The following is a 19,000-nucleotide window of genomic DNA, read 5'->3' on the forward strand; positions in this document are numbered from 1 at the left end:
AGCCTCCAGCGGCCCTGAACGGGGTCAGGCCTTGAAGACGTCGGCGAGCACGCCGCCCGCCGGGGTGAGCCTGGCGGGCGACGGGCTGTCGTACACGACCATGAGCCTGCCGTCCGCCAGCCGGACCAGCCCCTCCGGGTGATCGCAGCCCACGCCGAAGGGCAGCTCCAGCACGGTCTCCAGGTCGCCGGCCGCGGCCACGCCCCGGCGGTCCAGGGGCCAGCGCACGACGCGTACCGGGCCGTCGAGGTCCATCGTGGGGCCGGCCAGCAGCAGCAGCGCGTCCCCGTCCGGGCACATGTCGCGCACGCCCAGCCCGCCGAGGTCGAGGAAGTGCTTGCGGTACGGCTCCGCCGGCCGCAGCCGCCCCCTGCCCGCCTCCTCGATCCGCAGCTCCAGCACCACCGCCCAGCCCCGCAGCACGGGACCGCGCAGGCCCAGCCAGACGCGGCCGGCGGTGACCGCGATGCCCTCGACGTCGAAGCCGTTGTCCTTGCCCGGCAGCGCCAGGAACGGCGCCAGGTGCCGGTCGTGCTTGAGCCGCGCGGTGAGGCTCTGCGCGCCCGACATGATCGAGCCGGGCCGCGGCGTCCCGGTGGCCGGGTCCAGCGGCAGGCGGGCCAGGATGAAGCGGTTCTCCTCCCTGAGCACGGTGGCCAGCCGGTCGGCGGCCTTCTCCGGGTCCTTGGACTTGACCTTCCTGCGCTTCAGGCTGTGCGAGCCGGCCAGCCAGAGGTGGCCGTCCGCGTGGGCCAGGCCCTCGATGTCGGCCTCGTCCTCCGGGCCCGCGGGCAGCTCCACATAGTCGGCCAGGCGGAAGGAACGCTGGTCGCCGTAGTGGTCGCCGGTCCAGGTGAGGTGCTCGAAGGAGGCGGTCTCGTCCCCGGCGACCCACAGGCCGGTGGCGCTCTGACGGATCGCCGAGAGGTTCGTGTGCGTCTGAGACGCTCGCGAGGCGTGGTCGAATCGCAGCTCAACCTGTTCCACCACGCCATGATTGCACTTCGGTAGCTTCCGAGGCGCGATGGCGGGATATGTCGTACGCTCCCGTCGTGCTCCAAGGGGAAGAAGAGATCAAGGGCTCCCAAGAGAGAACGGCCGCAAGGCGTGGGGTCCCCACTTCTCCGCCCAAACGCTCCCGCATCGGCGACATTCGCATGCGGGTGGTGTACCGGGGGCTGGCCGTGGCCGCCGCCGCCGCGGCCGTCGCCGTGGCGCTGGTCGTGGTGCTCCCGTCGGAGCCGGACGAGGTCGCGGCGGGGCCGGTAACCGCGCCGCCGGCCGCACCGCCCTCGTCCGGCCCCGCGCCGACCCCGGCTGCCACTGTGTCGTCCACTGTGTCGGCCGCCGCTGTGTCGGGCGCCACTGTGGCGGCCACCCCGCCGGCTGCCGCGTCGCAGAGCGCCGCGCCGCCCGGCGCGACCCCGACGCCGGGCGTCTCGCTCGCCCCCGGCTACACGGCCATGGAGGCCCTGTACGCCGACCCGCGCGTCCCCCGGCTCACCCGTGGCGTCAAGCGCATGGCCCTGCGCGACCCCGGCAAGCGCGTCATCAAGGACCGGCGCACCGGCCTGGCCGTGCCGCGGCTGCCGGGACGGTGGAAGACGTCGGGGGCGGCGCCGTTCACCACCAAGCAGGTGCTGCCCAGACAGCGGGGCACGAGCCTGCGCGGCATGTTCGTGACCTGCCCGCTGCCCATCATGGAGCAGCGCTCCCCGCGGGACACGGCGCTGCTGGCCGCCCGGTGGACGCTCAACCACCACCCCAAGGGCTCGCGCATCACGTGGCTGGCCTCCCAGCCGGTCAAGCGCGGCTGGATGCTCGCCTACCGCGTCACCTACGGCAAGCGCACGTCACGGGCAGCGGTCGTGATCATGGACGGGGGAATGAGCAAGCCCGGTCTGGCGTTCGTCACAGTGCCTGACTCGCAGCGCAAACAGTGGCGCGACATCGGCCGCGTGGCCTCAGGGGTGCGTGTTCTAGGCTAGAAGATCATGGATGCGGCGATATTGGGGAGTGACGCCGTGGAACGCTCTGGACCGCCGCAGGCTTCGGACAAGCGCAGGGGCAAGCCGCCCTGGCGCTCTGAGGGCCTGCCCGGGACCCCCGGAGGCCGGCCCAAGATCAACTGGTGGCGGTTCGTCGTCACCCTGCTCGTGGTGTACGCGGGCTTCTTCGTCGTGTCGTCGTTCATGGACAGCGGCTCGGTCGAGACGATCTCGTACACCGAGTTCACCAAGCAGGTGAGCGCCAAGAACGTCAAGGACATCTACGCCCAGGGCCTGTCGGTCGAGGGCGATCTGAGGGCCGCGGCGAAGAACCCGGAGAGCGGGGAGTCGTACACGAAGTTCGCCACCGAGATCCCCGCCTTCGCCAACACCGACCAGCTCGACCAGCAACTGGCCACCGGCCAGGTCGAGATCACCTCGCAGCCCATCACCCGCGGCTTCTTCTCCAACCTGCTGCTGTCCCTGCTGCCCGTGCTGCTGCTGGCCGGCCTGTGGATCTGGATCATGCGCCGCGGCGCCAGCATGATGGGCGGCGGTCTGGGCGGGCTCGGCAAGTCCAAGGCGGCCAAGCCGGTCGAGGCCGCGAAGGTGCGCGTCACGTTCGAGGACGTCGCGGGCATCGACGAGGTCGAGAACGAGCTCGTCGAGATCGTCGACTACCTCAAGGACCCCGGCAAATACCGCAGGCTGGGCGCCAAGCTGCCCAAGGGCGTGCTGCTGGCCGGTCCTCCCGGCACCGGCAAGACGCTGCTGGCCAGGGCGGTCGCCGGCGAGGCCAAGGTGCCGTACTTCTCGGCCAGCGCCTCCGAGTTCATCGAGATGATCGTCGGCGTCGGCGCCTCCCGGGTGCGTGACCTGTTCGAGGAGGCGCGCAAGGTGGCGCCGTCGATCGTGTTCATCGACGAGATCGACGCCATCGGGCGGGCCCGCGGCGGCGCGGGCGGCATCGGCGGCCACGACGAGCGCGAGCAGACGCTCAACCAGATCCTCACCGAGATGGACGGCTTCTCCGGGGCCGAGGGCGTGATCGTCATCGGGGCGACCAACCGGCCCGAGATCCTCGACCCGGCGCTGCTGCGTCCCGGGCGCTTCGACCGTACGGTGCAGGTGGGCCTGCCCGACGCGGCCGGCCGCGCCGCGATCCTGGCCGTGCACACGCGCGGCGTGCCGCTGGACGACGGCGTCAGCCCCGACCAGCTCGCCAAGACCACCCCGGGCATGACCGGCGCCGACCTGGCCAACCTGGTCAACGAGGCCGCCCTGCTCGCCGCCAAGCGCGGCAAGGAGAAGGTCACGATGGCCGACTTCGCCGACGCGCTGGAGAAGCTGCAGCTCGGCGCGGCGCGCAGCATCGTCATGCCGGAGGAGGAGCGCACCAGGACCGCCTTCCACGAGGCCGGCCACGCGCTGCTCGGGATGCTCCAGCCGGGCGCCGACCCGGTCAGGAAGATCTCGATCATCCCGCGCGGCCGGGCGCTGGGCGTCACGCTCTCCACGCCCGACACCGACCGCTACGCCTACGACGAGCAGTATCTCCGCGGCCGCATCACCGGCGCGCTCGGCGGCATGGCGGCCGAGCAGGTCGTCTACGGCGTCATCACCACCGGCGCCGAGAACGACCTGGAGCAGGTCACCATGATCGCCCGCGGCATGGTCGGGCGGTGGGGCATGTCGGAGAAGGTCGGGCCGCTGACCATCCTGCCCAACGACGGCCAGCCGCCCCAGGCCTCGCCCGTCACCCTCGCCATGGTGGACGAGGAGGCGCGGCGGATCGTGGACGAGTGCTACGAGCGCGCCGTCCGCATCCTGACCGAGAACCGCGACAAGCTGGACGCCATCGTGGCGGCGCTGCTGGAGCAGGAGACGCTGGACGAGGCGAGCGCGTACGCGGCGGCCGGTCTGGCGCGGCCGGCCGAGAGCAGGCCGGAGGCCGTGGCGGCCCGCCCGGCGGTGGAGGCGCACCGGGCCGGAGCCCCCGAGGCTCAGCCCGCGCGTTTTTCCGAAAGTTAGGCAATTCGGGCGTTGCTTCGCGTCCGGCAGGGGCAGGTCTCCCGAGACGACTGATCGGGGGACCGTCGTGACACTGAATGACGAGCTTCTCGCCGGACTCGGAGACCAAGGACTGGAACAGATCGCCGGCATGCTCGGCACGGACACGCTGACCGCCCGCAAGGTCATCGAAGCCGTGTCGGGCACGATCGTGGGGGGCCTGGCCCGCAACGCCGAGCACCCGGACGGCGCCGACGCCCTGCGCGGGGCGCTCGACGACCACATGGATGCCGACCCGTTCAACGGCGACGTGGCCTCGCTGGTGCGCGACGGGCACAGCATCCTCGCCCACGTGCTGGGCGGTCAGGGCACCGAGCAGGCCGCGGCCGGGCTCGCGCAGCTCGCCGGGGTCAGCTCGACGGCGATCATGAGACTGCTGCCGCTGATCGCACCCATGATCATGTCGCTGCTCGCCGACCGGGCCGCCGGTCACGACATGGACGCCGGCGAAGTGGCCGACGACCTGAACCGCGAGCGCGCGGCCATCCCCGGCGGGCTGGGAGAGCTGATCGGCACGCTGCTGGGCGGCATCTTCGGGGCGGCGGGCGTGCCGCGCCAGGCCGGGCCGTACGAGGCGTACCGCACCGAGCACGAGATCACGCCGGAGCCCTACCGGGGCACCGGGCACGGGGCGGCGTCCGGACCCTACGGCGCCGGACGCGAGGCGGCGTCCGAGCCCTACCGCAGCGATTGGGACCCCGCCCCGGGCACGTCGAACCCCGACTGGTGACCGGTAAGCTATGCCGGTGATCGTCTTGGCCTCAGCCTCCTCCGCCCGCCTGGCCCTCCTGCGCAGCGCAGGTCTCGACCCCAAAGTGATCGTCAGCGGGGTCGACGAGGAGAGCTACTCCGCCCACTCGCCCGCGGCCCTCAGCCGGGTGCTGGCCACGGCCAAGGCGGAGGCGGTCGCGGGCGGGCTCGAAGAGGGCCTGGTCATCGGGTGCGACTCGATCCTGGAGCTCGACGGCCGCCCCTACGGCAAGCCGGCCACCCGCGAGGAGGCCACGGAGCGCTGGCGCCTCATGCGCGGCCGCACCGGGCGCCTGGTCACCGGCCACTGCGTGATCGACGTCGCGGCCGGCCGCCAGGTGGCCGAGGTCGCCACCACCGTGGTGCGCTTCGGCCAGCCGTCGGAGGAGGAGATCGCCGCCTACGTCGCCACCGACGAGCCGCTCGGCCTGGCCGGGGCGTTCAGCATCGACGGGCGCGGCGGCTGGTTCGTCGAGGGCATCGAGGGCGACCACGGCAACGTGCTCGGCCTGTCGCTGCCGCTGCTGCGCGAGCTGTTCGCCGAACTCGGCTACGCGGTGACGTCGTTCTGGCGCTAGCCTGCCGGGCATGCGATCAGTGCGTGATTTCACCGCCGGTGTGGGCTTTCTCTTCCAGGGTTTCGGCTGGGTCGCCAAGAACACCCGGTGGTGGTTGTTCGGGCTGATCCCGGCGCTGATCGCGTTCAGCGTCTATGCCGTGGCGCTGATCTTCCTGGGCACGAACGCCTCGGCGCTGGCCGAGTTCCTGACGCCGTTCGCCGACTCGTGGAGCTGGGCGGAGCTGTTCCGCACGCTGGTGGGGATCGCCCTGTTCATCGGGGGGCTGGCGCTGGCGGTGCTCACGTTCGCGGCGATCACCCTGGTGATCGGGGAGCCGTTCTACGAGAAGTTGTCGGCGGCGGCGGACGTGCTGGAGAAGGAGGAGGAGCAGCCGTGGTGGCGTACGTTGCCGCGCTCCATCCGCGACAGCCTGGTGACGCTCTTCTACGTGCTGCTGTTCACGATTCCGCTGTTCTTCCTGGGGTTCGTGCCGGTGGTGGGGCAGACGGTGGTGCCCGTGCTGGGAGCCGCCGTCTCCGGGTTCTTCCTCACGGTGGAGCTCACGACGCTCGCCCTGGAACGGCGGGGCATGTCCCGCAAGCAGCGCTTCGCCCTGCTGCGGGCCAACAAGGCCAGCGCGCTGGGGTTCGGGGTGGCGGGCTTCCTGCTGTTCCTGGTGCCGTTCGTGGCCGTCATCGCCATGCCGGCGGCGGTGGCGGGGGCGGCCCTGCTCGTCCGCACCCGCCTGGCCCCGGTCTCCTGAACCGCCGGCCGTCCCCGGCCGTTCTGCGCGGGACGCCTTCTGACGGGACGCCTCCGCCCTGCTCGGACTCCGCCGGGACGCCGCCGGCGCCGGCCGTTCACGCCTCGCGACCGGACGTGAGGCCGCGCCCGAGCGTCCGGTCCAGGCCGATGCGGGTGAGCCACCCCAGGCCGGCGGTGAACAGCGGCGGCCACACGATCGGCCCGAACGTGTAACCGACCAGCACCGCGAGCGGGATCCAGACACGGTGCACGGCCTGGTGCAGGACTCCCGGCGGGCGTACCCCCGCCAGTCGCGCCAGGTCGGGCAGCACGAACAGCAGGACGGCGGCGGCGGTGGTGGGCAGGCCGTACTTGACGCTCTCGAACACCGCGAACGCGGCCAGGAACAGCGTCAGCGCTCCCCAGGCGATCCTGCGCGGCAGGCCGACGGCGTCGCGGGCGGGCTGGGAGAGGTCGTCACGCGAGCCTTCGATAGTCACACCCGTCAGCGTATGCCGTAGATCACCTTCGGCCCACCTCCCGGCGACGCCATCCTTCCCCCCGAGGCCACAGGCTGCGCGACCTGGAGCGCCCGACGCTCCGGCCGCCCCGAACGGGCCGCCGGGAGGCACAGGACGAGATGTGTCCGGCCGGCTCGACGTGGTTGTCCACAGCCGCTGAGCGCCCGGCCCGCTTCATCCACAGAAGCGACCTGAGCCCCGTCGGCGCCCCCGAACACCGGGCACCCTAGGGACCCATGACGACCAACCCCCGGCCTCACCGCCCCCCGAACCGCCCGCATTCACCCCTCAACGCCTCGCCGCCCGCCGCTCCCGGCCCCCAGTCCCCCCAACCCGCCACCAACCTCCCGAGCTCTGCCTCCACCCCTCCGAGCCCCAGCTTCCGCGGCCCCGCCGAAGGCCCGGCCACGAGGAGAGCCTCGGCCTCGGCCGTGACACCTGCGTCAGCACTGACACCGGCGTCGGGGCCGGTGCCGGCCCTGGCACCGGGGTCGGGGTCGGCACCGGCGTCGGGGTCGGCACTGATACCGATGGACGGCGCGGAGGAAGACGCCTCGGGCGGTTCCCCCTTTGGCGCGGAGCCCTGTCTCACCCTGAGCAGCCCCACCGACATCCTGGCCGCCGTGCCCTACCTCGTCGGCTTCCATCCCACCGCCAGCCTGATCGTCATCGGCCTGGCCCGAGGGCAGGCCAAGCTGGTGACGAGGTGGGGGCTGCCGTTCCCGCCGGGCACCCTCGACGCGATGGCGCCCCTCTTCGAGCGCGAGAGCGTCACGGAGATCGTCGTCATCGGCTACGGCGCGGGCGACCTGGTCACTCCGGCGGTGGACGAGGCCAGACGCCTCGCGGCCACGCACGGGGTTCACGTGGGGGAGGCGCTGCGGGCCCATGAGGGTCGTTACTGGTCGTACATCTGCGACCTGACGACGTGCTGCCCCGCCGACGGCACCCCGTACGACCTGTCGAGCAGCCAGATAGCGGCCGAGGCCACGGTGCGCGGCCTGGTGGCCCTGCCCGACCGGGAGACGCTGGAACGCATGGTGGCTCCCGTCACCGGCCCCGTACGCGTGGCGATGCGCCGCGCCACGGCCGAGGCGATCGCCGACTTCCAGGCACGGATCATGGCGGCCCCCGACCTGGAGGCGTTCGCCACACAGTTCGTGTCCGACGGGCTGAGCCGGGTCCGCTCGGCGCTGGCCACCCATGCCGAGGGCGGCCGCCTCGACGACGCGGAGGCGGCGCGGCTGGGCCTGGACCTGACGATCATGAGAGTGCGCGACGAGGCGTGGACGCTCATGGAGGATTCACACACTCTGCTCTGGCGAGACCTGACCCGCAGGCTGGAGCCGCGTTTCGTCCCGCCGGCCGCGTCGTTGCTGGCGATGGCGGCCTGGCGGGCGGGCAACAGCGTTCAGGCGACGATAGCCCTCGAACGCGCCCTGACCGCCGACCCCGGCTACTCGATGGCCAATCTCCTCATGCACGCCCTCCAGAACCTGCTCTCCCCGGCCATCCTCAAAGACCGCCTCCCGACGCCGGCCGAGCTGGACTCCGCGATGGGCCCGCCCAACGCAGCCTGGCTCCTCCCCCTGGTCAATCTCCTCGGAGAGGACGATTCACCACCCAAACTCGAATGACAACCAGGGCCCCCTGAAACCCCAGACGTAAGCCCTCCGTCGGCCGGACCGCACCGGGCAACCGTCCGGGACGAGAACGTGATCCCCTCCTTGGGCCATCCATCAGCGGCGTGCCCCGAGCCACGGCCGCATGGCCCGGGAACCCGGGAACCCGGGAGACGGGAGCAGAGACCACGGGCCGGGGGCTGGGGTGGAGACGGGGACGGGGATGTGGTCGTTCATGTGCTTGATCGCCCACGGCGCGAGCGTATGGCGTGAAGAACTCCACCCCTGTCGGCACCTCCGTGGACGTCACCGGCGGTGGGGGACGAAGTGGCCGGGTAGGGGAAGGAAAGGCTAAAGGCTGCCTTCTTCCTTTCTGCGGCGTTCGTTGTAGGCCCGCATGCGCTGCGGATAGCCGGTGAGCTGGACGTCGTACACCGGCAGGGCGAGGTCGCGGGCGACCTTGTGGATCACTGCCGGTGAGCCGACCCTGCGCCGGGTCCACTCGCCGTCGTCGGCGACGGCCACAGCGGTCGTGTCGGTGGCGAAGGTCTCTGGCTCGACGTAAAACTCGACACCGCGCCGCGAACGAGCGAAGGCGATGAGCGCCTCGATGTCGGCGTCTGTCGCCTCACGGTCGAACTTCGCGATCTTACGGCCGCGTAGCCGACGAATGCCGTAGCGGTCTCGCCATCTCATGAATCCTTTTTATACCGTCTGGGGCCCTTGCGTCGGGGATGATCTCGGGGACAGATCCGGGATTCTCCCGATGGCGGCACGAGTTCGCAGGACGCAGTATGAGGAGTGACAGTCCGATTCTTCAAGGAGAGGCATGGCGATTATGGCTGGGGTACCGAAAACCCCCGGGCCGGGACAGGTGCCGCCAGCTCATCTGCGCGTCACCAACCAGGACCGCGAGAACGTGGTGGAGCACGTCAAGGCCGCGTACGCGGAGGGCCGCTTCGACAAGCTCGAATTCGACGATCGGCTGGAGCGCGCCATGACGGCGCGTACCCACGGCGACCTGATGCCCATCATGAACGAGCTGTACGGTTCCCTCGCCGTGCCCACGCTCGCCCCGCCGCCCCACCCGGCGCGCCCGGCGCCCGCGACGGGGCCGGCGGAGAGCAACGAGCGCCTCGGCGGCGCGCTCGCTCATCTGCTGCCGATCATCGGCTTCCCGGTCCTGGGCCCGCTGCTCCTGCTGCTCACCGGCGGCAAGACGTCGCCTTACATCCGCAGCCACGCCCTGGAAGCGCTCAACTTCCAGATCACGGTGGTGGGCGCCTCGATATTGTTGCCGCTCACCTTCGTCGGAATCGTCCTTGTGCCGTTCATCTGGGTCGCGGCCATCATCCTCGCCATCGTCGGCGGCGTCTCGGCACTGTCAGAGGGCAATTTCCGCTACCCCATGACCCTTCGCCTGGTGAAGTAGCGTTTCGCCGCTGACCACAATCCCAATCCCTCCCGCCCCGCCCTGGCTCATGAACCGGGCGGGGCGTCGTCTTTCCAGCACACGCATCCGAGTTCCCGGCTCACACATCCGGTGCGCGGGTCGGAGTGTCGGGGTTGCGGGTCGGATGTCGGAGTTGCGGGTCGGGTCCTGGGTTGACGGTCGGGTGCCGGGGTTCCGTGTCGGGGTTGTGTGTCGGGTCCGTTCCGGGTGCGATCTTTGATGCGGTGGCCTTCCGCTGGGCCGTCGTGTCCCGGCGCTCTGCTCGGCTCTGTGGCGCTTCGCGGTTCCGTCCCGGACTTGAGGGCGGTGGCGAGGTCGCGGGTGAGGGCCGTGCTCGATGAGGAGGTCTGCATTGATGTGTGGGTTCGCGCGGGCAGGCTCCGGTTGACGTACGAATGTCAGTGAGAAAAAGATCGCCACGCTGCTCGCTCAGCCTGTTCGGCCCGTCCGGGGGACGGGCGCGGACGACGCCGGGGAGCACCTGATCGGGGAACGGAGAGCAAGAGCCCTCCTCATGAAAGACCTGCAGATTGATCCCGCCCTGCTGAGCCGCTTGCTGCCAGGCACCGAGCCTGCGGATCTCGAAGTCCATCAAGGGCAGTTCCACCATGTGCTGATCGGCAGAGACCGGGTGGTGTGCCTGCCCCGCACCAGTGCGGCCGCCGCCCGGCTGCCGCAAAGGGCCGCCACCTTGCACGTGCTCGCGGAGCTCGGCCTGCCCTTCCGCATCCCCCGGCCGTTGTCACTGTCGGAGGCAGGCGACGGCGGCCGGCGGCCGGGGATGGGTGACGGCCATCGGATGTCAGGGGTGGCTGGCGATGGCCTGCGGCGGGCACCGGGGGCGAGTGGCGGTGCGCTCTCGGGGGCCGGCGGTGGGGGCCGGTTGCCGGGGGTTGGCGATGGTGTGGCGTCGGGGGTCGGTGGCGGTGGCCGGGGGGTGGTCGTTTCCGGGGGCTCGTGGCTGGTTCTGACGCGGGTTCCCGGTGCGCCGCTTGTGGCTGAGCTGCTGGCGGACTCGCGGGTGGCCGAGGCTGTCGCCGCCCAGTACGCCGCGCTGCTGACCGGACTGTCGGAGGCCGGGGCCGACGAGCGGGCGCGGGCGGTGCTGCCGGCGCCCGAGGGTCGCTGGCGGCAGTTCGCGGCGGAGGTTCGCGCCGAGTTGTACGGGATGATGTCGGACGACGGCCGCGACCGTGCCGAGCGCGAGCTCACGGCACTGGAACGGCTGCCCGACCCGGCGCAGCCGGCGGTGGTGCACGGTGACCTCGGCGCCGAGAACGTCCTGTGGGAGTGGCACGACGGGGTGCCGCGGCTCAGCGGCGTGGTGGACTGGGACGAGGTCACGATCGGCGACCGCGCCGAGGACCTGGCGGCCGTCGGAGCCTCGTACGGATCCAGGTTTCTGCGCCGGGTGCTCAGGGCCCGCGGCCGGCAGGACAGCGACCTCGAAGCCCGCATCGCCGCCATTCGCGGCTCCTTCGCCCTGCAACAGGCCCTGTACGCGCACAGAGACGGGGACGAGGTGGAACGGGCCGATGGCCTGGCCGCATACGTCCACCCGGCCACGGCCACCGCTGCCCCTCGCCCTCGCGGCACTGACGGACATTCTCCTGCGAACCGTGACTGACCCGCATCCGGGCTCGTGAGCCGTAGCCCGTTGCCCTCGAATGGGTACGGGGCGTCCAGGACGCGGTGTGTGGCGGGCTGGGAACCGGGCCTACGGGGCGCGGCGAAGGGCGGGGATGGCGTGCCAAGTTCCGGGGGCGCTTGGGCGTCAGCGGCGGGCCAGCACCTCGTACTTGACGCGCATCACCCCGGAGCTGATGTTGCCGATGGCGGCGAAGGCGGCCCTGGAGAGGTCGAGGCAGCGGCCGCCGATGTACGGGCCCCGGTCGTTGATGCGGACCGTGACGGACTCGCCGTTGTTCGGGTTCGTGACGCGTACCTTGCTGCCCAGCGGCAGGGTCTTGTGGGCGGCCGTCATGGCGGCGGGGTTGAAGCGTTCGCCGCTGGCCGTCATCTGGGGCTCGCCGTAGTAGGAGGCGCCACAGGCACCGGACGAGAGCACGCGGTACTTGGGCTTCCTGGCCTCGGACTTCGCCGTTTCGGTCGTGGCGGAACCGGTCTCGGCGGCTTCGCTCTTGGCGGCCTGGCTGCCAGTCCTGGCGCCCTCGGTCCGGGGCCTGGCGCCCTCGGCCCCGGTTCTGGCGGTCTCGGCCCCGGGCTCGGTGGTCCCGGTCCCGGTACCGGTCCTGGTCCCGGTCCTGGCCCTGGTCGGACCGGTCTCGGTCTTCCGGGTCTGGGAGCGGGCGGGAGCGGGGGATGCGGTGGCCGGTCCGGGAGAACCGGCAGTCTCCGGCTGGGCTGCGGCGGCCGGTGGCTTGGGGGTCGGGGAGTCGGGCTGCGGAGTGTGGCGGTGGGCGGCGCCGTTCGGGGACGAGGCAGGGCCGGGAGACGTCACCGCGGTGCTCGGGGTGGCGGCCGACGGGGTGAAGGCCACTGTGCTCTTGGGTGAGTCGTCGTTGCCGATGGCGGCCCAGGCGGTCGTCGACGCCGCCGCCACGACGGCCGCGCCGGCCGCGACGGCGGTCCAGCGGCGCTTGTGCGGGGAGGGCTTGCGATCCGGAGGAGAAGGCTTACGGCTGTGCTGGCCCAAGGTAAACCACGGTCCTAGTCAGGGGATGGGGAAAGGAAAGGCCAGGCCGTGAGGGGGCGGGGGCGTACGGAGGCCGATCCGCAGGCGGGGTGGGGATCCCGCGCGACGGGGACGAACATATGCGACAAACAGCAGGTAAAGGCAACTTAATGGGCCATCCAGTGAAATTTCTCACCTATGCCGCAAGTATCCCGAGACACCCAGCGTGCGCCGTGGATCTTCGACTTCTCGGCTCCCCTCAAGGGCTGAGCTTGATCGTCCGAGGCGACGACCCGGAGCGATCGCCCCGGCGTGACGAGAAGGGCGCGAAGGGGGTGGCCGTGAGGGGGGATGGCCGGAGGTCCGAGAGTGCGAAGAGGGGGGTCGGGAGAGGCGGTGGTCAGAGCATCAGGGAGCGGACGGTGTCGACCGTGTCGGCGTCCTCGACGCGCTTGTCCGGGCGGTAACGCAGCACCCGGGCGAAGCGCAGGGCCATGCCGCCGGGATAGCGGGGTGAGCGCTGCACGCCGTCGAAGGCGATCTCGACCACCAGCTCGGGACGCAGCCGCACCGTCCACTCGTCCGTGGGCCCCTCGGCCAGTTCGAGGAAGCGTTCGGTCTGCCAGGCCAGCAGCTCGTCGGTCAGCCCCTTGAAGGTCTTGCCGAGCATCACGAACCCGCCCTCGGGGTCGCGGGCGCCGAGATGCAGGTTGGACAGCTTGCCTTCCCTGCGGCCGTGGCCCCACTCGGCCGCCAGGACGACCAGGTCGAGGGTGTGGCGGGGCTTGACCTTGATCCAGCCCGCCCCGCGCCGGCCGGCCGCGTAGGGGGAGGCGAGGGACTTGACCACCAGGCCCTCGTGACCGGCCTTCACCACGTCGGTGAAGAACTGCTCCGCCTCCGCCACCTGCGACGTCACCAGGTGCGGCGTCAGCAGGCCCTGCGGCACCGTGCGGGTGAGGACCTCCTGGCGCCGGGAGTAGGGCAGGTCGAGCAGGTCGGCGCCGTCCACGCGCAGGGCGTCGAAGAAGAACACGCTCAGCGGCGTCTGCTCGCGCAACCGCTCCACGTTGGTCTTGCTGGAGACCCGGCTCGCCGTCACCTGGAACGGATGCGGCCGGCCGTCGCCCCGCAGCGCGATCACCTCGCCGTCGAGGACCAGGTCGTCGGAGGGCATCCCGAGGACCGCCTCGACCAGCTCGGGCACCTGCGGCGTGATGTCGTCGAGCGTACGGGTGAAGACCTTCACCTCCTGGCCGGAGCGGTGGGCCTGGACGCGTACGCCGTCGAGCTTCCACTCCAGCGACGCCGGCGCGCCCGCCTTCTCCAGGGCGGCGGCCACGTTGGGGGCGCTGCCCGCCAGCATCGGCGCGACCGGCCGCCCCACCTCCAGCCGGAAGGCGTGCAGCGCCGCCACCCCGCCGGTCAGCGCGGCCGCCCCGACGGCGGGAAGCCAGCCGCGCAGCGTGAGCGCGCGGCGTACGTCGGCCGACGGCGCGCCCGACGCCTTGGCCACGGCCTCGATCATGACGCCGTCGAGCGCGCCCTGGCGCAGCTCGCCGAAGAGCAGCCGCCGCATGAACTGCTGCTCCTGGCTGGTCAGCCCCGCGAACAGCTCGGCCACCAGCGCCTTGCGCGCCGCCTGCGAGCCCTGGCCGGAGACGGCCTTGATCCGGCTCAGCAGCGCGTCGACCTCGGTCAGCGTGGCGGTGGCGACCAGCTTGGGCTGCGGGATGTCCTCCAGCGTGCGCCAGCCCACGCCGACCTGACGCTGGGGCAGCTCGCCCGAGAGGTAGGAGATCGCGATCTCCGCCTCCTCGGGGCCGACCCGGCCCAGGAGCTCCGCCAGGTGGCCGATCTTGCCGAGCCTCGCGGATGTACGCGTCACCGCCTCGGAAACCCGGACCACGTCGATCAGAAGCACACGCCTATGGTGCCTTACGGCGGTGACATTTCCCTACCTGATATCGGCATATCCGCAGAGTGTGTCGGTCGATGGGCAGTGCTGGGGCAATTCGGTCATCCCGCCCCTGCAGTCGCGAAGGGAAGAAAACACCCGGCGGTCGGGGTCCGTGGGCGAGAGGCATGCCCGGCGGTCGGTGGGCGTGAGGGCGACGTCCGTGGCGGGCGGGCGTGCGTGAGGGCGATGCCCGGCGGTGGGGGGTCCGTGGGCGGGCGCGTGGGGAGGGGCGGGGCCGGCGGTCGCGTGGGGAGGGGCGGGGCCGGCGGTCGCGTGGTGCGCCGCCGGCGAGCGGTACGGCTCGGGGCCGCGCCTGGGCGACGCCCCAAGGGTTCGGCGATGGCACCCGGAAGGGGGGAGGGGCCCGGTGCCGGGTCGTGAAGGACCTCGGCCCCGGGCGCCGGCGCCACCGGAGCGGACGTCAGCTCACGCCGAGCAGGTCGACGACGAAGATGAGCGTCTCGTTCGGCTTGATGCGCGGAGGGGCCCCGCGGGTGCCGTAGCCGAGGTGCGGCGGGATGACCAGCTTGCGCCGGCCGCCGACCTTCATGCCCGCGACCCCCTGGTCCCAGCCCCCGATGACGCGCCCGGCGCCCAGCGGGAACTCGAACGGCTGGCCGCGGTTCCACGAGGCGTCGAACTCCTCCCCGGACGAGAACGACACGCCCACGTAGTGCACGCGTACGTTCTGGCCGGGCTTGGCCTCGGGGCCGTCACCCACGGTCAGGTCCTCGATCTCGAGGTCCTGGGGCGGGTTGCCGCCGGGAAAGTCGATCTCGGGCTTCTGGAGTGCCACGAAAGTGCTCCTGTTGACGATTGTCGTCGACTGCCGCCGACTGTCTGTCGAAGAGAATGGACCCGACGACTCTATGCGGTCGGGATATCGTCATCGTTCATGGCCGCCCTTTCACCCGACGCGATCCTGCTCACCGGCCGCGTGGCCGTCGTCACCGGGGCGGCCAGGGGCATCGGGCGGGCGATCGCGGAGACGTTCGCCGCGTTCGGCGCGCACGTCGCCGTCTGCGACCGCGACAAGACCCGCCGCGACGCCGCGTGCGGCCACGCCGGAGCCCAGCGCGGGGCCGGCCCCGACCGGGACGGCGCACGGTGGAGCGACAGTGATGGGCCCGAGGGGGACGGCGCACGGTGGAGCGACGGTGGTGGGCCCGAGGGGGACGGCGCGCGGCGGGGCGACGGTGATGGCCGGGACGGGCCGGGCGTCGCGCTGGACATGACGCTCGACGTGCGCGACCACGTGGCGGTGGAGGTGTTCGCCCAGGCCGTACGCGAGCGCTGGGGCCGCGTGGACGTGCTCGTCAACAACGCGGGCGGCACGTTTCACGTGGGGTTCGCCGACACCTCGCCGCGCGGCGAGCAGGTGCTCATCGAGGAGAACTTCACCCAGGTCACCGGCATGATCCGGCGGCTGCTGCCGATGATGCCCGAGGGCGCGTCGATCATCAACGTGACCTCCATCGAGGCGCACCAGGCCGCGCCCGGGTTCGCCGTGTACGCGGCAATGAAGGCGGCCCTGGAGAGCCTGACGAAGTCGCTGGCGCTGGAGCTGGCCCCCCGGGGCATCAGGGTGAACGCCATCGCACCCGACGCGCTCCGCACGGACGGCGAGGCGGGCGTGCGCGAACGCATGCTGGCCCGCCCGCTGCCCTACGACCCGGTACGCCTGCCGCCGCTCGGCCACCTGGGAGATCCCCGCGACGCCGCCGCGGCGGCCGTGTACCTGGCCGGCGACCTGGCCAGGTTCGTGACGGGCACCACGGTGCACGTGGACGGCGGGATCCACGCGGCCGGCGGGTGGCGCCGGGCCTGACACGCCGCCGGCAGGTGGCGCAGGGGCTGAGTCGCGGCCGGTGGATGCCGCCGGCAGGGGCACGGGCTCTGGGGCGCGGCCGGTGGATGCCGCTGGTAGAAGGCACGGGCTCCGAGGCGCGGCCGGTGGATGGCGAAGGACCCCGGCCGCCGCCGAGGTCCCCGTCGTCCGCCGGTCCGGGGCTCAGGCGCCCGGTGCCCGGTGGGTCACCAGCTCTGGTGCAGGGGCATGCCCTCGGCGTACCCCGACGAGCTCTGGATGCCCACGACGGCCTGCTCGTGGAACTCCTCCAGGGTCGACGCCCCCGCGTACGTGCACGACGACCGCAGCCCGGCCACGATCGCGTCGATCTGGTCCTCCACGCTGGGCCGCCGCGGGTCCAGGTACATCCTGGAGGTCGAGATGCCCTCCTCGAACAGCGCCTTCCTGGCCCGGTCGAACGCGGAGTCCTCGGCGGTGCGCAGCCGCACGGCCCGCGCGGAGGCCATGCCGTAGTTCTCCTTGTACTTGCGCCCGTCGGCGTCGGTGCGGGTGTCTCCGGGCGACTCGTACGTGCCCGCGAACCACGACCCGATCATCACGTTGGACGCCCCGGCGGCCAGGGCGAGCGCCACGTCGCGCGGGTGGCGCACGCCGCCGTCGGCCCACACGTGCCGGCCCAGCCGGCGGGCCTCGGCCGAGCACTCCAGCACGGCCGAGAACTGCGGGCGGCCCACGCCGGTCATCATCCGGGTGGTGCACATCGCGCCGGGCCCGACGCCGACCTTGAGGATGTCGGCCCCGGCGGCCACCAGGTCGCGCACGCCGGAGGCGGTCACCACGTTGCCGGCGGCGACGGGCACGGCGGGGTCGAGCGCCTTGACGGAGCGCAGGGCGGAGATCATCTTCTCCTGGTGGCCGTGGGCGGTGTCCACGACGAGGCAGTCGACGCCGGCCTCCAGCAGCTCCTTGGCCTTGGCGGCCACGTCGCCGTTGACGCCGACGGCGGCCGCGATGCGCAGCCTGCCCTCGGCGTCCACGGCCGGCTGGTAGAGGGTGGCGCGCAGCGCGCCCGTACGGGTGAGGATGCCGACCAGCCGCCCGCTGTCGTCCACGATGGGCGCCAGCCGGTGCCGGCCCTCGTGCAGCCGGTCGAAGGCGGCGCGCGGGTCGAGCCCGGCGGGCAGCGTGAGCAGCTCGCTCGACATGACGTGCGAGAGCTGGGTGAACATGTCGACGCCCTGGCAGTCGGCCTCGGTCACGACGCCGACGGGGCGGTTCTCCCAGTCGACCACGATGACGGCGTTGTGCGCCCGCTTGGGCAGCAGTTGCAGGGCCTCGCCGACGGTGTCGTGCGGGGTGAGGGTGAGCGGGGTGTCGTGGACGAGGTCGCGCTTCTTGACCCAGTCGACGACGTCCGCCACCACGTCCAGCGGGATGTCCTGAGGTATCACGGCGATGCCGCCCCGCCGGGCGACGGTCTCGGCCATGCGGCGGCCGGCGACCGCGGTCATGTTGGCGACGACGATCGGGATGGTGGTGCCCGTGCCGTCGTTCGTCGAGAGGTCGACTGCGAGCCGGGAGCCCACCGAGGAACGCGACGGGACCATGAACACGTCGCTATAGGTCAGGTCGTAATGCGGCTCGAGGTCGTTGAGAAATCTCACGTTCATCCATCATATGTGCTGGTTGGTCTACAAGGGGTTTCCCCCTTTCTCGGGGGCTTATGATCGGCCGGGACACTTTTGGGGGAGGGAGGGCCTGTGGACATCACGGAACGGGCCGAACTGGTCGTGGTCGGTTTCGCCGTACGCACGACCAACGCCGACGAAATGGATCCGGCACGGGCGAAACTGCCCGCGTTGTGGCAGCGGGCGGGCGCGCCCGGTGCTTTCGCGCATGTGCCGGGCCGCGTCGACGAGAATCTTTACGCGGTGCTGACCGATTACGAGAGCGATCACCACGGCGCCTACACGCAAATCGTGGGCACCGGGGTGCGCACGGTGCCGCGCCTGCCGGAGGGCATGGTCGCCGTGCGCGTGCCGGCCGGGCAGGCGCTGAGGCTGGAGGCGCGCGGCCCGATGCCGCAGGCGCTGCTCGATTCGTGGCAGCAGGTGTGGAAGCACACCGAGTCGGGCGGCACGCCGTCGCGCGCGTTCACGACGGATCTGGAGGTGCACCACCCCGACGGGGTCGACCTCTACATAGCGGTGTAGCCGGCGCCCCGCCGCACGGCGGGGAGGACCGCGCCAACGCCACAACCGCCCCGCCCCGCCCCGCCCCGCCGCGTGGCGGGACGGACGACGGCGACCTCACGCCCGTCCCGCCGCGTGGCGGGACGGGGCGGGTCACAATCCGAGCACGATGGCCGCGGCCTCGACGGCCGTCGGCTTGACCTCTTCCATCGGCAGGTGCGCGAACTCGACCGCGCAGTCCGACATGCCGCCCAGCGCCACCGTCGCCCGGATGTGCTGCTCCTGGGGGAGATCGTCCCCGAGCAGCATGGCGATCAGCTCGCGCCGCCAGGCGAACATGCGCGTGCCCAGGTTCAGGTGGCTCAGCGTGGACAGCTCGCGCACCATCATGACGATCACCTCGCGGTGCCGCCAGATCAGCTCGAAGTAGTCGTCGAGCAGCCTGCGCGGGTCGTCCGCGGGCCGCGGGCCGCCGACGAACCTCTCCATCTCCTCCACCAGCGGCGCCACGATGCTGCGCACCAGGTCGTCGCGGGAGGAGAAGTGGTAGTAGAGCGCGGGCTTGGTGATGCCCAGCCGTTCGGAGATCTGGCGCAGGCTGGTGTTCTGCACGCCCTGCTCGACGAACAGTTCGCGGGCGACCGCCTGGATGCGGGCCTTGGTGTCACTGGGCATGCGCCAAGAATATCCCTTAC

At 71.9% G+C, this 19,000-nt stretch carries 17 protein-coding genes and 1 pseudogene; 10 read left to right on the top strand and 8 right to left on the bottom strand.

Translation table 11 applies throughout. The features are described from left to right. Positions 1-24: 24 nt before the first annotated feature. Entirely contained in the window at positions 25-990 is a 966-nt protein-coding gene (locus tag IO39_RS30025) for a DUF3616 domain-containing protein (protein ID WP_052423549.1), read from the bottom strand. 167 nt (positions 991-1,157) lie between these two features. On the opposite strand from IO39_RS30025, the gene IO39_RS30030 reads away from it, so the two are divergent. From IO39_RS30030 to IO39_RS30050, 5 genes are all read left to right on the top strand, one after another. Continuing rightward, complete coding sequence (locus IO39_RS30030; RefSeq protein ID WP_043630039.1) at positions 1,158-1,988, top strand: hypothetical protein; 831 nt, start codon at positions 1,158-1,160, stop codon at positions 1,986-1,988. A gap of 36 nt (positions 1,989-2,024) precedes the next feature. Next, complete coding sequence (gene ftsH / locus IO39_RS30035) at positions 2,025-4,019, top strand: ATP-dependent zinc metalloprotease FtsH (protein ID WP_281200201.1); 1,995 nt, start codon at positions 2,025-2,027, stop codon at positions 4,017-4,019. Positions 4,020-4,086: 67 nt separating this feature from the next. After that, entirely contained in the window at positions 4,087-4,788 is a 702-nt protein-coding gene (locus IO39_RS30040; protein ID WP_084773726.1) for a DUF937 domain-containing protein, read from the top strand. 10 nt (positions 4,789-4,798) lie between these two features. Then, a complete protein-coding gene (locus IO39_RS30045; RefSeq protein ID WP_043630042.1) occupies positions 4,799-5,386 on the top strand; it encodes a Maf family protein in 588 nt (195 codons plus the stop codon). A gap of 10 nt (positions 5,387-5,396) precedes the next feature. Further along, positions 5,397-6,131, top strand: a complete 735-nt coding sequence (locus IO39_RS30050; protein WP_063765367.1) for an EI24 domain-containing protein — start codon at positions 5,397-5,399, stop codon at positions 6,129-6,131. A 97-nt stretch (positions 6,132-6,228) separates the two neighbouring features. Here the strand turns inward: IO39_RS30050 and IO39_RS30055 are convergent, their stop codons facing one another. Then, positions 6,229-6,612: a DUF4260 family protein gene (locus IO39_RS30055; protein ID WP_211267221.1), complete on the bottom strand. Its 384-nt coding sequence runs from the start codon at positions 6,610-6,612 to the stop codon at positions 6,229-6,231. Positions 6,613-7,163: 551 nt separating this feature from the next. On the opposite strand from IO39_RS30055, the gene IO39_RS30060 reads away from it, so the two are divergent. After that, complete coding sequence (locus tag IO39_RS30060; RefSeq protein WP_052423551.1) at positions 7,164-8,270, top strand: DUF4192 domain-containing protein; 1,107 nt, start codon at positions 7,164-7,166, stop codon at positions 8,268-8,270. Between the two features lie 336 nt (positions 8,271-8,606). Here IO39_RS30060 and IO39_RS30065 read toward each other — a convergent pair whose 3' ends face one another. Further along, a complete protein-coding gene (locus IO39_RS30065) occupies positions 8,607-8,951 on the bottom strand; it encodes a hypothetical protein (RefSeq protein WP_043630044.1) in 345 nt (114 codons plus the stop codon). Between the two features lie 133 nt (positions 8,952-9,084). On the opposite strand from IO39_RS30065, the gene IO39_RS30070 reads away from it, so the two are divergent. Together IO39_RS30070 and IO39_RS30075 are read left to right on the top strand one after the other, a co-directional pair. After that, positions 9,085-9,687, top strand: coding sequence for a DUF1707 and DUF4870 domain-containing protein (locus IO39_RS30070; protein ID WP_043630046.1), 603 nt, complete (start codon positions 9,085-9,087; stop codon positions 9,685-9,687). Between the two features lie 535 nt (positions 9,688-10,222). Continuing rightward, positions 10,223-11,260 (top strand): annotated as a pseudogene (locus tag IO39_RS30075) (phosphotransferase family protein); the annotation flags it as partial. Between the two features lie 222 nt (positions 11,261-11,482). On the opposite strand, the gene IO39_RS58085 reads toward IO39_RS30075, so the two are convergent. The 3 genes from IO39_RS58085 to IO39_RS30095 form a co-directional block, all read right to left on the bottom strand. Beyond that, positions 11,483-12,364, bottom strand: coding sequence for a septal ring lytic transglycosylase RlpA family protein (locus tag IO39_RS58085; protein WP_245642369.1), 882 nt, complete (start codon positions 12,362-12,364; stop codon positions 11,483-11,485). Between the two features lie 379 nt (positions 12,365-12,743). Beyond that, a complete protein-coding gene (locus IO39_RS30090; protein WP_043630052.1) occupies positions 12,744-14,267 on the bottom strand; it encodes an ATP-dependent DNA ligase in 1,524 nt (507 codons plus the stop codon). Between the two features lie 457 nt (positions 14,268-14,724). Then, positions 14,725-15,099, bottom strand: a complete 375-nt coding sequence (locus IO39_RS30095) for an FKBP-type peptidyl-prolyl cis-trans isomerase (protein ID WP_043630054.1) — start codon at positions 15,097-15,099, stop codon at positions 14,725-14,727. Positions 15,100-15,198: 99 nt separating this feature from the next. On the opposite strand from IO39_RS30095, the gene IO39_RS59110 reads away from it, so the two are divergent. Continuing rightward, positions 15,199-16,131 (top strand): SDR family NAD(P)-dependent oxidoreductase, encoded by a 933-nt coding sequence (locus IO39_RS59110; RefSeq protein ID WP_043630056.1) that lies wholly within the window; start codon positions 15,199-15,201, stop codon positions 16,129-16,131. Positions 16,132-16,337: 206 nt separating this feature from the next. Here IO39_RS59110 and IO39_RS30105 read toward each other — a convergent pair whose 3' ends face one another. After that, positions 16,338-17,777 carry a GuaB1 family IMP dehydrogenase-related protein gene (locus IO39_RS30105; protein ID WP_043630118.1) on the bottom strand — a complete coding sequence of 480 codons (1,440 nt, stop codon included), beginning with the start codon at positions 17,775-17,777 and terminating at the stop codon, positions 16,338-16,340. A 96-nt stretch (positions 17,778-17,873) separates the two neighbouring features. Here IO39_RS30105 and IO39_RS30110 point away from each other — a divergent pair, with 96 nt between their 5' ends. Next, the gene (locus tag IO39_RS30110) at positions 17,874-18,326 is read left to right on the top strand and encodes a GyrI-like domain-containing protein (protein ID WP_043630058.1); all 453 of its coding nucleotides are present in this window, start codon (positions 17,874-17,876) and stop codon (positions 18,324-18,326) included. Positions 18,327-18,458: 132 nt separating this feature from the next. Here the strand turns inward: IO39_RS30110 and IO39_RS30115 are convergent, their stop codons facing one another. Beyond that, positions 18,459-18,980 (bottom strand): TetR/AcrR family transcriptional regulator, encoded by a 522-nt coding sequence (locus IO39_RS30115; RefSeq protein ID WP_043630060.1) that lies wholly within the window; start codon positions 18,978-18,980, stop codon positions 18,459-18,461. Positions 18,981-19,000: the final 20 nt, after the last annotated feature.

Source organism: Nonomuraea candida (genome assembly GCF_000725485.1).
In the GTDB taxonomy this organism is placed as follows: domain Bacteria; phylum Actinomycetota; class Actinomycetes; order Streptosporangiales; family Streptosporangiaceae; genus Nonomuraea; species Nonomuraea candida.